The sequence below is a fragment of the Pseudomonas sp. Q1 genome (assembly GCF_009935975.1).
Lineage (GTDB): Bacteria > Pseudomonadota > Gammaproteobacteria > Pseudomonadales > Pseudomonadaceae > Aquipseudomonas > Aquipseudomonas palleroniana.
On sequence record NZ_QODI01000026.1, the window covers coordinates 16,163 to 30,762 of the forward strand.

The 14,600-nt window shown below is 61.5% G+C and carries 13 protein-coding genes and 2 pseudogenes; 14 read left to right on the forward strand and 1 reads right to left on the reverse strand.

Annotated elements, in window-relative coordinates:
• Positions 1 to 19: 19 nt before the first annotated feature.
• From DK870_RS27830 to DK870_RS27840, 3 genes are all read left to right on the forward strand, one after another.
• On the forward strand, positions 20 to 967 hold the full coding sequence (locus DK870_RS27830) for an AraC family transcriptional regulator (RefSeq protein WP_090370447.1): 948 nt from the start codon (positions 20 to 22) through the stop codon (positions 965 to 967).
• A 131-nt stretch (positions 968 to 1,098) separates the two neighbouring features.
• Positions 1,099 to 1,392: a superinfection immunity protein gene (locus DK870_RS27835; RefSeq protein ID WP_161550289.1), complete on the forward strand. Its 294-nt coding sequence runs from the start codon at positions 1,099 to 1,101 to the stop codon at positions 1,390 to 1,392.
• 74 nt (positions 1,393 to 1,466) lie between these two features.
• On the forward strand, positions 1,467 to 1,712 hold the full coding sequence (locus DK870_RS27840; RefSeq protein WP_060752489.1) for a hypothetical protein: 246 nt from the start codon (positions 1,467 to 1,469) through the stop codon (positions 1,710 to 1,712).
• Positions 1,713 to 2,083: 371 nt separating this feature from the next.
• On the opposite strand, the gene DK870_RS27845 is transcribed toward DK870_RS27840, so the two are convergent.
• Positions 2,084 to 3,019 (reverse strand): helix-turn-helix domain-containing protein, encoded by a 936-nt coding sequence (locus DK870_RS27845; RefSeq protein ID WP_090370440.1) that lies wholly within the window; start codon positions 3,017 to 3,019, stop codon positions 2,084 to 2,086.
• A 560-nt stretch (positions 3,020 to 3,579) separates the two neighbouring features.
• Here DK870_RS27845 and DK870_RS27850 point away from each other — a divergent pair.
• The 11 genes and pseudogenes from DK870_RS27850 (at position 3,580) to DK870_RS27895 (ending at position 14,223) form a co-directional block, all read left to right on the forward strand.
• Entirely contained in the window at positions 3,580 to 4,638 is a 1,059-nt protein-coding gene (locus DK870_RS27850; RefSeq protein WP_090370438.1) for a phenylacetaldoxime dehydratase family protein, read from the forward strand.
• Between the two features lie 87 nt (positions 4,639 to 4,725).
• On the forward strand, positions 4,726 to 5,592 hold the full coding sequence (locus DK870_RS27855; RefSeq protein WP_161550290.1) for a transporter: 867 nt from the start codon (positions 4,726 to 4,728) through the stop codon (positions 5,590 to 5,592).
• A gap of 123 nt (positions 5,593 to 5,715) precedes the next feature.
• Positions 5,716 to 6,240, forward strand: a complete 525-nt coding sequence (locus DK870_RS27860) for a group 1 truncated hemoglobin (protein WP_161550291.1) — start codon at positions 5,716 to 5,718, stop codon at positions 6,238 to 6,240.
• Between the two features lie 234 nt (positions 6,241 to 6,474).
• Positions 6,475 to 7,989 (forward strand): amidase, encoded by a 1,515-nt coding sequence (locus tag DK870_RS27865; RefSeq protein ID WP_161550292.1) that lies wholly within the window; start codon positions 6,475 to 6,477, stop codon positions 7,987 to 7,989.
• An 81-nt stretch (positions 7,990 to 8,070) separates the two neighbouring features.
• Complete coding sequence (gene nthA, locus DK870_RS27870; RefSeq protein WP_060752482.1) at positions 8,071 to 8,673, forward strand: nitrile hydratase subunit alpha; 603 nt, start codon at positions 8,071 to 8,073, stop codon at positions 8,671 to 8,673.
• A 41-nt stretch (positions 8,674 to 8,714) separates the two neighbouring features.
• Complete coding sequence (gene nthB, locus DK870_RS27875; RefSeq protein ID WP_058426056.1) at positions 8,715 to 9,377, forward strand: nitrile hydratase subunit beta; 663 nt, start codon at positions 8,715 to 8,717, stop codon at positions 9,375 to 9,377.
• Positions 9,374 to 10,618 (forward strand): GTP-binding protein, encoded by a 1,245-nt coding sequence (locus DK870_RS27880; protein ID WP_161550293.1) that lies wholly within the window; start codon positions 9,374 to 9,376, stop codon positions 10,616 to 10,618. Before nthB ends, DK870_RS27880 begins: the two co-directional genes overlap by 4 nt.
• 353 nt (positions 10,619 to 10,971) lie before the next feature.
• A pseudogene (locus DK870_RS30105) lies at positions 10,972 to 11,634 on the forward strand (PAS domain-containing protein); the annotation flags it as partial.
• Positions 11,635 to 11,664: 30 nt separating this feature from the next.
• Positions 11,665 to 11,919 (forward strand): annotated as a pseudogene (locus DK870_RS30110) (methyl-accepting chemotaxis protein); the annotation flags it as partial.
• A 77-nt stretch (positions 11,920 to 11,996) separates the two neighbouring features.
• On the forward strand, positions 11,997 to 13,637 hold the full coding sequence (locus DK870_RS27890; protein ID WP_161550295.1) for an AMP-binding protein: 1,641 nt from the start codon (positions 11,997 to 11,999) through the stop codon (positions 13,635 to 13,637).
• A 22-nt stretch (positions 13,638 to 13,659) separates the two neighbouring features.
• On the forward strand, positions 13,660 to 14,223 hold the full coding sequence (locus DK870_RS27895; RefSeq protein ID WP_161550313.1) for a TetR/AcrR family transcriptional regulator: 564 nt from the start codon (positions 13,660 to 13,662) through the stop codon (positions 14,221 to 14,223).
• Positions 14,224 to 14,600: the final 377 nt, after the last annotated feature.

Consider the following 14,600-nt stretch of genomic DNA (forward strand, 5'->3'; position numbering starts at 1 on the left):
TCTGACGGACGCTTTTTCAATGGACCGCCGCAACCCGTATCTCGATACCCAATTCTGCTTTGATCATCCAGAGGCCCTGGCCCAGGCCGGCGTGTTCGATGACAGTGCGCGGCAGGTCATGGGCAGCGCAATCGGGCATTACCGTGCGCAGACGGTGCAGCCGTACTTGCAGTATTTCGACTGTGACTTGCTGTTCCCCGAGCCGTTGAGCATCCATAAAGTGCTGCCCGACAGCGTGTGCATCGTGCAGGTGCTGGGTGGGCAGTGGCAGCATCGGGTGGACGGCGTGCTGAATCACTACACGCCCGGCGCCCCCCATGTGCTGGGTTTGAGCGAAAGCATGGAAGCCATGGACCAGATGCCCGCAGGCAGCCGTGCACGCATGGCCGGGCTGCGCATCGGTGGCGACTACCTGCGCGAGATGGCCGAAGAAGACCCGGCACTGCAACCGTTGTCCACGCTGCTTGGTGATGGGATGCACTTTTCAGAGCTGAACGGCTGCCACGCCGTTGGGCGCTTGCTCGAGCGGCTTTATCACTCACCTTACGAGGGCACGCTGGAACGGCTGAACCAGGAAAGCCTGAGCCTGGCCGTGCTGGTCGAACTGGCCGCGCATCTGTCTGCGCCGCCGGTCGAGCCTGCGGCCACGCTGCGCAGCCATTCGGACCTGGCACACGAAGCACGCTTTCAGCTCGACGCCAACCTGATGAACCCGCCCGGCACCCAGGCGCTGGCACGGCAGTTGGGTGTGGGCGAAACCACCCTGAGACGGGCCTTCAACCGCGTGTATGGCCAGTCGATGCTCGATTACGTGCGCCACCAGCGCCTGGAACTGGCGCGCACCCTGCTGCGTCAGCGCAAATGGCACGTGGCGCAGATTGCCCACCGCGTGGGCTATGCCAACCCCGCCAACTTCAGCCATGCCTATAAAGCGTATTTCGGCCATCCGCCGGGGGCTGAATCCTGATGTCTGTTGCGCCTGAGCCCTTGAAAATCGTGGCCTGACCGTTTTTTGCGCTTGCCTGTTCAAGGACAAGGCATTGTGATATCACTGCTCTCAAAGCCGCGATCCAAAGCGGCTGGCCTGGAGAGCTGGCGATGAGGGTATTTGGCCTGGCAGTACTTGTCCCAACCTGCGCCGTCAGCTCTCTGATCTGTACGGGTGACACGGCGATCGCCTTGGCAGCCAGTTTCCTGTTTTATCTCAGCGCCGTTTTGCTCTACATGTACCCATCGATCTGCGTCGCCCTCCTCCATCCGAACCCTCCGCGTGCCTTGCTCAAGATCAATCTCCTCGCGGGGTGGACCGTATTCGGTTGGGTCAAGGCCTATCGTTGGGCGCTTGCCGAACTGCATGAGCAGGATGCCAATGTACTCAAGCGCAAAGATTGAAAGTGATGGCCTATTGGCACTTTTTGCACGCGCACGGGTCAATCGTGCATCACTACTTACGCTAGTACGTCATCATGCACAGCTGGAAGAAAATATCGTTGACTGAGGGTCTGGAGCGGAGTCTGCCGGGGCATACGGTGGATTGCGTGCTGATCAACGGCTGGACGGCCACCGTTTTTGTCAGGCAGCCAGAACATGAATCGATGTTTTGCACGACGGGTATCAACCTCGCCAAGCTGGCAGACAGCTCGAGCGTTCAGCAACTCGCTGACGAGATAACGTTTGAGGTTGATATGTCCAGGAACAGGAGCGCCGGCTAGCGCTCCCCTATCGACTTATTCTGCAGTGCTGGCGAGGTATTCGCCGGCTCGGCGAACAAGCTTCCTCCACTCTCTCCCATTGATGAGGCCGGTGCTCTCCATATCGTCGGCCCTGCTCAGCAACTTGAAATATTGATCCTCAATATCCTCGTGGTTTACGGCCTGGGCATACATTTCAGCCCAGCTTTGCACAGCGGAACGCCGCATTGGATGTTGCATGTGAGCACCTGATTATGTCCGCGCAGATAGAGCGGTGCCCTTCAAAAATCGTTCAGTGGTGCGAGGGGAGATCCGACCAACGGTGGCGCGAGGCCATTATCGATATCGATACCGCGCAGGTTGCGCTCGGTGTTTTCAAATGGCACACCCTCTCAATTTCGCTGCAAAAGCGTGTTGGGCGCGACGCCGAACTCCTTGCGGAACGCATGGCTGAAATGCGAGAAGTCAGAAAACCCGAAGTCCAGCGCGGCCTGCGAGACACTGCGCACCTGGCCACGCTCGATCGCTTCCCGGCTGGCATTCAGCCGTTCTCTCCAGATCTCCGCCGCAGGGGTCTTCTGGTAGCGCGCAAAGGCACGCGTAACGGTGCGGGTAGAAACATTGTGGGCTTGGGCGATGGCCTCGATCGACAGGTCCGGCTCGGCCAGATGGCGTTGGATGTACTGCATGATGCGGCCGTAGAGGTCCAGTTCCTGGTGAACGGCCTTCAGGTCCTGAAGTTCCAGGCTGATCACCAGCAGGTCGAGCAACGCCTCTGAATAACGACTGGAGATGCCTTCATCCTGGAATGCAGCAGGCGTATTGGCCGCGTGGCGCAGCATTTCACGCAAGGGGATCACGCCAGGCCGTCGATCATCGAGGACCATCGCGGTGTAATCCGCAATACGCGGCAGGCGTTCACTGAGCAGGGCTCGCGGGATGCGCACCAGGTGGTTTTCGGTACCACCGAGGCTGAATCGGAACGCTTGCGTTGCGTCATAAAGAAACAAATTGCCGGTTGCCAGGCTGGCTTTCCTGCCGCCCTGTTCAATCTGGCCATGACCGTTTCGGGCAAACCCCAACCATAAATCGTCGGCCGGACCGCTGCGCAGATGCTGCTCGGAACGCTCCCAATAATGCAGTGGCGATGACAGCGAACAGATGTCCAGAGCGCCTAACGCATTGACCGCGAGCGCGCCATCGAAACTGCTCTGGGACAGGGGTTTGCTGTCGGCCGCCAGGCAATGGCGACAGACCACTTCTTTCCAGTATTCAAAGCGACGGGGTGCGGCGACAGCGAGGGTCGAATACTGAGTGCTTGGATTCATGACACTGACCTCGGTACAGCAATGCAGTAAGAGCTGGAAAAGGTGTTACCGGCTTTTCAGCGCTAGCAATTAACAGGCCAGGCGCCTTCACGGGCGCAGGTGAGTGATCGACACGCGTCTGTCACCGACATTGTCTCCCCTCGCCCGTATGCCGGGTGACGACCTCGCCCTACCCATTAAGAGGCACGGCCCCGTGGGTTTACAGCGGTAGTGCACCAACCTCGGTCATGCACGCGCCCCCCCTGCTTACGCTGTCTTTTCCAACCAAACGGTTGTCTCGACGAACCAAGCGGCTGCTCGTCGTCACGCCTAATTTCCACCTCACAGCAACTCAACCCCCGCTGATGAGGCTCGCCATGCATCGACCCTGTTCACCCCCCTTGGCTGACACCTCCTGGCTCCTGCAGAGGCGCGACCTCGTGCCTGAAGAGTCGGCGTATTGGTTGATCGAGTGGGGGGCGATGAAGCTGCTGCACCGACGACAGACCGCCAAGCGCGGCCAGCCGCCCAAGTACTGATGCCCAACCGTAGGCCTGAACCAAAATAACGAGGAGCTCAACATGGAATCTGCAATCGACACACATCTCAAATGCCCGCGCACCCTGTCTCGCCGCGTGCCCGATGAGTACCAGCCGCCCTTTGCAATGTGGGTGGCACGCGCCGACGAGCATTTGGAACAGGTGGTGATGGCTTACTTCGGCGTGCAGTATCGCGGCGAAGCGCAGCGCGCTGCCGCGCTGCAGGCGATGCGTCATATCGTCGAAAGTTTCAGCCTGGCCGATGGCCCGCAGACCCATGACTTGACCCACCACACCGACAACAGCGGCTTCGATAATCTGATTGTGGTCGGCTACTGGAAGGACCCGGCGGCTCACTGCCGCTGGCTGCGCTCGGCACCGGTCAACGCCTGGTGGGCGTCAGAGGACAGGCTCAACGACGGCCTTGGCTATTTTCGCGAGATCAGCGCACCGCGCGCCGAGCAGTTCGAGACGCTGTACGCCTTCCAGGACAACCTGCCCGGTGTCGGCGCGGTCATGGATAACATCAGTGGCGAAATCGAAGAGCACGGTTACTGGGGTTCGATGCGCGACCGCTTCCCCATCTCGCAGACGGACTGGATGAAGCCGACGAGCGAGCTGCAAGTGATCGCCGGTGACCCGGCCCAAGGTGGGCGCGTGGTGGTGCTGGGGCATGACAACCTCACGCTGATCCGCTCCGGCCAGGACTGGGCGGATGCCGAGGCTGAAGAGCGCTCGCTGTACCTCGACGAAATCCTGCCGACCTTGCAGGACGGCATGGACTTCCTGCGCGACAACGGCCAACCGCTGGGCTGCTACAGCAACCGGTTCGTGCGCAATATCGACCTGGACGGCAACTTTCTCGACGTCAGCTACAACATCGGTCACTGGCGCTCGGTGGAGAAACTCGAACGCTGGGCCGAATCCCACCCGACCCACCTGCGCATTTTCGTGACCTTCTTTCGCGTGGCCGCGGGCTTGAAGAAGTTGCGGCTGTACCACGAAGTATCGGTATCGGACGCCAAGAGCCAGATCTTCGAGTACATCAACTGCCATCCGCAGACCGGCATGTTGCGCGACGCGCAAGTATCGCCCGCCTGACGCCAGCCCTGACTCCACTTTTAGCCCTGCGCTTTGCCTGACTGGCGATAGCGGGGCTCTTTTTGCCCGCAAAAAGGATCCTCGACCATGAAACAGTTTCGTTACCTGTCGCTTGCAGCCCTCCTCCCCAGCCTTTGCGCCCACGCAGTCGAGGTAGCCCCTGGCGACTACGAGCAGTTGCCCGCTGATGCAACGCTTGGCCTGCTCTACTACCAGCACTCCACCACGAACAGTGCCTATGCCCAAGGCCACAAAATCAGTTCCGATTTCAACCTGACTTCCGACGTTGGCATTCTGCGACTGCTGCACGTCTACCAGCTGAGCGAGCGACTCACCGTCTCGCCACAACTCCTGTTGCCCTTCGGCCATGTCTCAAGCGGCGGTGACGCTTCCGCCTTGGGCAACACCAGTGGCGTGGGCGACCTCATTCTCACCGCGCCGCTCAAATACACGCTAAACGATGCCAAAGACGTCCTCGGCGCCACCGCTTACCTCTATGTGCCTAGCGGCAACTACGACAAGAACGACGCGCTCAACCTGGGCGAGAACCGCTGGAAGGTTGACCTCCAGGCGGCCTACATCAAGCACTTCTCGGAAAAGTGGGCCGTCGACCTCGTAGGCGATGCCATTTGGTATGGCGACAACAACGACTTCGGCGCCAACTCCGCCCGCAGGGAGCAGGACGTTTCCTACGAAACCCAGTTGATGGGCCGCTACATGCCTGACCCGACCACCGCGCTGGCCATTGGCTTTGGCCACAACTGGGGCGGTGAAACCCAGGTCGCGGGTGTCAACCAGGACGACAAGATGCAGACCACCAACTTTCGCGTCACCGCCACCAAGTTCGTCACCGCCAAGGACCAGTTTCAGCTGCAACTGGGCCGCGACCTGTCCGTGGAGAACGGGCCAAAGGAAAACTTTCGCATGAACCTGCGTTACGCACGGGTTTTCTGACCCCTGTCCGCCTGGATCAAACGGTTGTCCTCACCAGCCAAGCGTGTGCGCGAGAGCAGATCTAACGTGAACCCGCCAGCCGTAGCCAATGAGATTGTCCCCACTGAAACGGAGAAATCACACATGACCGACCAACAACCCGCCCTGGAACAACAGCCCTCCCTCTACACGCGCCTTGGGGGCTACGACGTTATCTATCAGTTCGCCGGCGCCGTGTTGAGAAAAACAATGGGCCACCCTGCCATCGGGCACATCTGGGCCCATATGTCCGAATCAACGTTCCAGAAAGAACACATCAACTTTGTCGATTTCCTCTCCGAGCACTGGGGCGGAAGCGCCAAATACCGGGGGCGGGACATGGTCACCGCACATCGGGGCATGGGGCTTACCGAGGTGCACTGGCAAGCCGTGCTCGATTGTCTCGAGGAGTGCTACAACGACTACGACCTGGCGGCGAACCTGCGCAAAGAGGTCAATGACTTTCTCATCAAGTTCAAGCCGGCGGTGATAGGTAGCCCCTCCTATCGGGACGTCGTACTCGCCCACCCTGAAATGGACCCCGCCAAGGGCATGAAAAGAGTCGGCGTTATCTGGCCCAAACACGAGAAGTCATCTGCGCAAGACGCAATGCCTGATCCCCAGAAATAAGCCGTTTGGATCTTCAGGGCATACGCCCTGCTGCCGGGGTTCGCCCTGGCAGCTGAAGCTCACGGGACACACCCGTCCCTTTCAACCAAATGGCTGTCTTGCTCAACCAAGCGCCGTTCGATCACCAGAGATAGCTTAGTCACAGACCCCAGTCACGCGGACACCTTTGCAGGACCTCGCCGCGAGACATGTGCACAGACATTTGCCAGCCCACTTCAGGAAACAGGACGTCTCATGGCTATCATCCGCCCGACTGTCGAACAACTGCAGGACCTCGCTACCAGCCTGCACATACAGCTGACACGCGAACAAGCCAGCGAATATCTGGCACTCATGCAACCCAGTTTCGATGCGTACGACCTGGTCGATGATCTGCCCGATTTCACACCGCTGGTGCGCTACGAGCGCAGCGCGGGCTATCGCCCCTCGCACACTGAAAACACGCTCAACGCCTGGTACTACAAGACGGAGGTGATGGGCGCCAGTTCAGGCACGCTGGCGGGCAAGACCGTCGCTCTCAAAGACAACATCGCCCTGGCCGGCGTCCCGATGATGAACGGCGCCGCGCCACTGGAGGGGTTTGTCCCTTCGTTCGACGCCACCGTGGTCACGCGTTTGCTCGATGCCGGCGCGACCATCCTCGGCAAAGCCACCTGCGAGCACTACTGCCTCTCGGGGGGCAGCCACACCTCTGACCCAGCCCCGGTGCACAACCCTCATCGTCACGGTTATGCCGCTGGCGGTTCCTCATCGGGCAGCGCTGCCCTGGTCGCCGCTGGCGAGGTGGACATCGCCGTGGGCGGCGACCAAGGCGGTTCCATCCGCATCCCGTCGGCTTTCTGCGGAACCTACGGAATGAAGCCAACCCATGGCCTGGTGCCCTACACCGGCATCATGGCGATTGAAGCGACCATCGATCACGTCGGCCCGATTACCGCCAACGTGCGTGACAACGCGCTGATGCTGCAGGCCATGGCCGGTTCCGATGGCCTCGACCCACGCCAGGCAGAGCCGCAGGTCGATGACTATTGCAGCTACCTGGGGCGGGGCGTGAGCGGTCTCAGAATCGGCGTCGTGCAGGAAGGGTTCGCGCTGGCCAATCAGGATCCGCGTGTGGCGGACAAGGTGCGCGAGGCCATCGCCCATCTCGAGGCCTTGGGCGCGCAGGTCGAGCCGGTGTCCATTCCCGAACACAACCTGGCGGGATCGCTGTGGCACCCCATCGGCTGCGAAGGTCTGACCATGCAGATGATGCATGGCAACGGCGCCGGCTTTAACTGGAAAGGCCTGTACGACATCGGCCTGCTGGACAAACAAGCCGGCTGGCGCGAACAGGCCGACCAATTGTCCGCGTCTCTCAAGCTCTGCATGTTCGTCGGTCAATACGGCCTGACGCACTACAACGGGCGTTACTACGCCAAGGCCCAGAACCTGGCGCGCTTTGCCCGGCAAGGCTATGACAAGGCATTGCAGTCCTATGACCTGCTGGTGATGCCGACCACTCCCATCACGGCCCAACCGCACCCGCCAGCGCACTGCTCGATCACCGAATACGTGGCGCGCGCCCTGGAAATGATCGGCAACACCGCGCCTCAGGACATCACCGGGCATCCCGCCATGTCGATTCCGTGCGGCTCGGTGGACGGCATGCCCGTCGGCTTGATGCTGATCGCCAGGCACTACGCCGAGGGCACGATCTACCAGGCGGCGGCGGCGTTCGAAGCCGCAGTGGACTGGCGCACGCTCTGAGTTTCAACCCTGCAAAACAATAAGAACGACCGGCACGTTTCAATCACTCCACAACCGCGTTGACTGATAGGAGATACCCCAATGAGTCCATCTACGCCCACTTCTGCGAGCACCTCGACACCCGGCGAACGAGCCTGGGCATTGTTTCAAGTCCTCAAGAGCAAGGAGCTCATCCCACAGGGTTACGTCGAGCAGCTCACGCAATTGATGGAGCACGGCTGGAGCCCGGAAAACGGTGCCCGCGTGGTCGCCAAGGCCTGGGTCGATCCGCAGTTCCGGGCGCTGTTGCTCAAGGACGGCACCGCCGCCTGCGCCCAGTTTGGCTACACCGGCCCGCAGGGCGAGTACATCGTAGCCCTGGAAGATACGCCCCAGCTGAAAAACGTGATTGTCTGCAGCCTGTGTTCCTGCACCAACTGGCCTGTACTCGGCCTGCCGCCGGAGTGGTACAAGGGCTTCGAGTTCCGCGCGCGCCTGGTCCGAGAGGGCCGCACCGTCCTGCGTGAGCTGGGCACCGAGCTGCCGAGCGACATGGTGGTCAAGGTCTGGGACACCAGCGCCGAAAGCCGCTACCTGGTGCTGCCGGTACGGCCTGAAGGCACCGAGCACATGAGCGAGGAGCAGCTTCAGGCCCTGGTGACCAAAGACGTGCTGATCGGCGTCGCCCTGCCCCGCGTTGATTGAGACAAACAACGCCCCATCGTTCAATTACCGGAGTTTCAATTATGGATGGTTTCCACGATCTCGGCGGTTTCCAAGGCTTTGGCAAAGTCCCTCACACCATCAATAGCCTGGACTACAAAAAGGTCTTCAAGCAGGACTGGGAACACCTGGCCTACAGCTTGATGTTTATCGGTGTCGATCAGCTGAAGAAGTTCAGCGTGGACGAAGTGCGCCACGCCGTCGAACGCCTGGATGTTCGCCAACATGTCGGCACCCAGTACTACGAACGTTATGTCATCGCGACCGCTACCCTGCTGGTCGAAACCGGCGTGCTCACCCAGGCCGAACTCGACCAGGCGCTGGGTAGCCACTTCAAGCTGGCGAACCCGGCGCATGCAGAAGGTCGTGCGGCGATCACCGGGCGAGCACCGTTTGAGGTCGGCGATCGGGTGGTGGTGCGCGACGAATATGTGGCGGGGCATATCCGCATGCCGGCCTACGTACGCGGCAAGCAGGGCGTGGTGTTGCATCGCACCTCGGAAAAATGGCCTTTCCCGGATGCCATAGGTCACGGCGATACCAGCGCAGCGCATCAGCCGACCTACCACGTCGAGTTCCACAGCAAAGACCTGTGGGGCGACGCGGCAGATGAAGGTTTCGTGGTGGTCGACCTGTTCGAAAGCTACCTGGATCCGGCCGAGGGCCGTCCAGCGGTGAACGTGTGATGGACGGCGCCCAGGCGGGCCGACTGCCAGTGACCGTGCTTTCCGGCTTCCTCGGCGCCGGCAAGACCACCCTGCTCAACCACATCCTGCGCAACCGCGAGGGCCTGAGAGTCGCGGTCATCGTCAACGACATGAGCGAGATCAACATCGATGCCGCAGAGGTACAGCGCGATGTGTCGCTGCACCGTGGCCGCGATGAGTTGATCGAGATGAGCAATGGTTGTATCTGCTGCACGCTGCGCGCCGATCTGCTCGAACAGATCAGCGCGCTCGCGCGTCAACAGCGCTTCGATTACCTGCTGATCGAATCCACCGGGATCTCGGAGCCGATGCCGGTCGCGGAGACGTTCGCCTTCCTTGACGCCGAGGGCTTCAGCCTCAGCGAGCTGGCGCGGCTCGATACCTTGGTGACGGTGGTCGACGGCAGCTGTTTTCAAGCATTGCTGGAGTCACCGGACAGCGTCGCCCGCGACGACGCCCAGACAGACGCGCCCAGACGCCCGTTGGCGGACCTGCTGATTGAGCAGGTGGAGTACGCCAACGTGATCCTCGTCAACAAGCTGGACCTGATCGACGAGCCGGCCTATCAGGCTGTGCGGGCGATCCTTGCGGGCCTTAACCCGACCGCGCGGATCCTGCCGATGACCCAGGGCAACGTCAGGTTGGCCAGCATCCTCGATACCCGTCTGTTCGATTTACCCAGCCTTGCCGCAGCGCCGGGCTGGATGCGCAAGCTGGAGCCTGACAGCGCAACGGCGTCCGAGTCGGACACCTACGGCGTGACCTCTTGGGTGTACCGCGAGCGTGCACCGTTTCACCCCCAGCGCTTGCTCGACTTTCTCAAGCGCCCCTGGAGCAACGGGCGCCTGTTGCGCAGCAAAGGTTACTTCTGGCTTGCCAGCCGACACTTGGAAACCGGCTTGCTGGTACACAGCGGCAAGCAGTTCCAGTGGGACTATGTGGGGCACTGGTGGAGCTTCATAGCGCCGTCGCAATGGCCAAAGGACGAATACCGCTTGCAAGGCATCATGGCCAAGTGGGACGGCGTGGTCGGCGACTGTCGGCAGGAGCTGGTCTTTATCGGCCAGGACCTCGATACCCAGGCGTTGCAGCGCGAACTCGACCATTGCCTGCTCAGCCCCGAGGAAATCGCCGCGGGCCCGGCGGCCTGGCCCGCCCTGCCGGGGGCGACGACCTTTGACACCCGTGCCTTGTCGGCCAGCCCGACGGCGTCCATTTAACCGAGCTAGAGGTGTTTATGCTTTTTTTCAGCCGCACCGCCCGCTGGGTCTTGGCGCCGCTCGCCGACAGGTTGGAGCAACCTGACCAGGCCAGCGCGCCCGTGTCGTCGAACAACCCATTACTGCGCCGTCTGCTGACCGGCGTCGACCATCTGCTGCAGGAGCGGCAAACCCTGAAGGCCCAGGCACGTGCGCTGGCCTTGGAAGTCGCCCAATTGGAAGCACACCTGGCCGATCGTAACCAACAGACGCGCCAACATGAGGCGTACTGGGACCTGGTCAGCCAAGGCGCGGATGAACTGTTCTGGGTACTGGAACTGCAGGGCACCCCGGCCCCCGCGCCGACCTCTGCCATGCAGTGGGCGGGACCGACGTCGATCCAGGTGCAGGGGGTTGACCAACTGAGCCGATGGAGCGACCAGTTGCACCCGGCAGACCAGCCAGTGCATCTGGATGCGCTTACCCGGCATCTGGCCGATCGCAGTGGGCGCACGCCGTTTGCGTTGGACGTGCGCATGAAGCCTGCCGGCGACGGCGACTATCGCTGGTGCCGGGTCAGCGGAGTAGCGCGACGTGACGCACAAGGCATGGCGCTGGCCATCGGCGGCAGCGTGCGTGATATTCACGAGCAGCACCTGCATCACGAGGGCCTTGAGCTGGCGGCCACCCGCTTCGATATATCCCGGGAGATGCTGCATGACGGGCTGTGGGATATCGAGGTGGTGGCCGGCGACCCGGCGAACCCGAAAAACACCATTTGGTGGTCGTCACAAATGCGCCGGCTGCTGGGCTGCAACACCGTCGAGGAGTTCCCCAACACCCTGGAAAGCTGGACCTCGCGCTTGCACCCCGAGGACAGCGCGCGGGCCATTGCGGCGTTTGTCGCCCATGTTGAAGACCGTAGCGGCAAGACCCCTTTCGACGTGGACTATCGCCTCAAACACCAGAACGGCGCTTACCGCTGGTTCCGTGGCCGCGGGCAAACACGCCGTGCGCAGGACGGCTCCCCGCAGCGGGTGGTCGGCGCGATCACCGATATCCACGCCCGCCATGAAGAAAGCACGATGCGCGAGGCGCAGGCACAACAGCATCGGGTGATGCAGGACACCCTCAACAAGCTCACGCAAATTGTCGCCACCATCCAGGGCATTGCCAGCCAGACCAACCTGCTGGCGTTGAACGCCGCCATCGAGGCGGCACGCGCCGGCGATGCCGGGCGCGGGTTTGCAGTGGTCGCCGATGAAGTGCGCAAACTCGCCACCCGTACCAGCCAGGCAACCCAGCAAGCGGCCGAGATGATGCACAACTGATCAGATGAACAGCCCACGCTGCAGGCGTGGATACACAACCTATTCCAACAATAACAATCGGGTGCGTTATGCGCGATTACACCTCAGCAGTGAACTCTTTCGACTTTCTACAATTGGCCGCCCGGGATTTGCACGGCGAGCTGAATGCCTTGAATGCCTGTATCGAATGTTGCGACCGGCACGCCGAGGGCGATGCCGTCGCGTTGTATTGCGAAACGCGGGATGGCCGCGCCACGCGCCACACCTTCCGCGAACTGCAGGACCACGCGGCGCGCTTCGGCAATTTCCTGCGCGAGCAAGGCGTCCAACCGGGAGATCGTGTCGCGGGCCTGATGCCGCGCACGGTTGAATTGTTGATCGCCATTCTGGGGACCTGGCGTATCGGCGCGGTCTACCAGCCGCTCTTTACCGCCTTCGGTCCCAAGGCCATCGAGCAGCGGTTGGGTTGCTCGAAGGCACGCTGGATCGTGACCGATGCCCTCAACCGCCCCAAGCTGGATGATGTCAGCGACTGCCCGCCCATCATCGTGACCGACGGTGCCCCGGCGCATCCGAGCGATTACGACTTCTGGCGTACGCTGGATCAGTACTCGACGCAATGCACACCGCAATTGCTGGACGCCAGTGCACCGTTTTTGCTGATGTGCACCTCCGGAACCACGGGGCCGGCCAAACCGCTGGAGGTGCCCTTGAGCGCCATCCTGGCCTTCAAGGGCTACATGCGTGAAGCGATCGATCTGCGCGAAGACGACCGTTTCTGGAACCTGGCCGACCCGGGTTGGGCCTATGGCTTGTATTACGCGGTCACCGGCCCGTTGGCGTGCGGCCACGCCACGCTGTTCTATGACGGCGCTTTCTCGGTGGACACCACCTGCCGGATCATCAAAAAATACGCGATCAGCAACCTGGCCGGCTCACCTACGGCCTATCGCTTGCTGATCGCGGCGGGCGCGGAGTTCGCCGACGCTGCGCGGGGTCAGTTGCGCGTGGTCAGCAGCGCCGGTGAGCCGCTCAACCCTCAAGTCATCCGTTGGTTTGCCGAACAGGCCGGCGTGGTCATCCATGATCATTACGGCCAGACCGAAATCGGCATGGTGCTGTGCAATCACCATGGGTTGCAGCACCCTGTTCGTGAGGGCTCGGCCGGTTACGCGATGCCGGGCCATCGGATTGTCGTGCTCGATCATCAGCACCGGGAACTGCCGGCCGGCCAGCCTGGCGTGTTGGCGGTGGACCGCGAGCGCTCGCCCCTGTGCTGGTTCAATGGATACTTCGGCATGCCGACCCAGGCGTTTGTCGGCCGTTATTACTTGAGCGGCGATATCGTTGAGCTCAATGACGACGGCAGTATCAGCTTCGTCGGCCGCAACGACGACGTGATCACCACCTCGGGCTATCGCGTCGGGCCGTTTGATGTGGAGAGTGCTCTCATCGAACACCCGGCCGTGGTTGAGGCTGCCGTCATCGGCAAACCCGACCCGCAACGCACTGAGCTGATCATGGCGTTTATCGTTTTGAACCGTGAGTACCTGCCCAGCGCCGAGTTGGCTGAGGTGCTGCGCCTGCATGTCCGACAGCGCCTGGCCGCGCATGCGTACCCTCGGGAAATAGAATTCGTCGAGCAACTGCCCAAGACCCCCAGCGGCAAGTTGCAGCGATTCATCCTGCGCAACCAGGAAATCGCCAAGCAGCAGGCACTCGCCACATGACCCGGCGGTGGAGGCTGGCGTGCTGAGCCGCTCGGAGTTTCAGCGCCGGGCGCTGGAGGTGTTCAAGGAGCGCAGTTTCAGCCAGGTCAGCATGCGTGAACTGGCCGCGCACATTGGCATAAGTCCCGGCGCAATCTATCACCATGTGGAGAGCAAGGAAGCGCTGCTGTTCGAGTGGTTGATGGAGCTGTATCAGGCGTTGCTGGCGCACGTCGAGCGGGTCACAACGCAACGACTGACGCCTGCGCAACGCCTGACGACACTCATCGAAGGCCATCTTCAATTGCATGAAACCATGGGCGCGCACTTCAAGCTGGCGGTCATGGATGCCAACTGCCTGAGCGCGCCGATGGAAGACTGCGTGCGCGGGTTGAGAGCAGCCTATGAGGCCAAGATACTGGGCCTGGTCGCACAGCCAGGCCATGAACCCTGCGGCGCCTTGCGCAACAGTGCACTCACGACCCTCTTGCCGATGCTCAACAGCCTGCCTACGTGGTTGAGCCCGATGATCGAAGATTCCCAGCGCAGAATCATTACGAAGACCATCGCCGTTGCGGTAGTGCGCGCTATCAAGTCGCTGCCCTGAAGCTCGTTCTCGGTCGTAGTGAGCGGGCTTGCCCCGCGCCGGGTGGCAGAGCCGCCCCGACAAGGACGCCGTGGTGTTTCAGGAAGATCGCAGTGACTGGATTTGGGGCGGCTGCGCCACCCAGCGCGGGGCAAGCCCTAATGCCAGTCAGTTAAGGATTAACGCGGTCACTGTGGGAGGGGGCTTGCTCCCGATGGACTGCTTAGCAGGCCCATTTTTGAGGCCGCTGCGCGGCCTATCGGGAGCAAGCCCCCTCCCACAATTTATTCATCGCCCGCTTTATCGCTTAACTGACCGGCATTAGGGCTTGCCCGCTCACTACAACGATGCCAGATTTCAGATGTTTCTTTATGATGTGGCCTTTCGCTCAACGCCTC

What these genes read in the sequence shown, in the direction of transcription:
- DK870_RS27830 (WP_090370447.1), top strand. Translation starts at nt 20, where the DNA reads ATGGACCGCCGCAACCCGTATCTCGATACCCAATTCTGCTTTGATCAT.
- DK870_RS27835 (WP_161550289.1), top strand. Translation starts at nt 1,099, where the DNA reads ATGAGGGTATTTGGCCTGGCAGTACTTGTCCCAACCTGCGCCGTCAGC.
- DK870_RS27840 (WP_060752489.1), top strand. Translation starts at nt 1,467, where the DNA reads ATGCACAGCTGGAAGAAAATATCGTTGACTGAGGGTCTGGAGCGGAGT.
- DK870_RS27845 (WP_090370440.1), bottom strand. Translation starts at nt 3,019, where the DNA reads ATGAATCCAAGCACTCAGTATTCGACCCTCGCTGTCGCCGCACCCCGT.
- DK870_RS27850 (WP_090370438.1), top strand. Translation starts at nt 3,580, where the DNA reads ATGGAATCTGCAATCGACACACATCTCAAATGCCCGCGCACCCTGTCT.
- DK870_RS27855 (WP_161550290.1), top strand. Translation starts at nt 4,726, where the DNA reads ATGAAACAGTTTCGTTACCTGTCGCTTGCAGCCCTCCTCCCCAGCCTT.
- DK870_RS27860 (WP_161550291.1), top strand. Translation starts at nt 5,716, where the DNA reads ATGACCGACCAACAACCCGCCCTGGAACAACAGCCCTCCCTCTACACG.
- DK870_RS27865 (WP_161550292.1), top strand. Translation starts at nt 6,475, where the DNA reads ATGGCTATCATCCGCCCGACTGTCGAACAACTGCAGGACCTCGCTACC.
- nthA (WP_060752482.1), top strand. Translation starts at nt 8,071, where the DNA reads ATGAGTCCATCTACGCCCACTTCTGCGAGCACCTCGACACCCGGCGAA.
- nthB (WP_058426056.1), top strand. Translation starts at nt 8,715, where the DNA reads ATGGATGGTTTCCACGATCTCGGCGGTTTCCAAGGCTTTGGCAAAGTC.
- DK870_RS27890 (WP_161550295.1), top strand. Translation starts at nt 11,997, where the DNA reads ATGCGCGATTACACCTCAGCAGTGAACTCTTTCGACTTTCTACAATTG.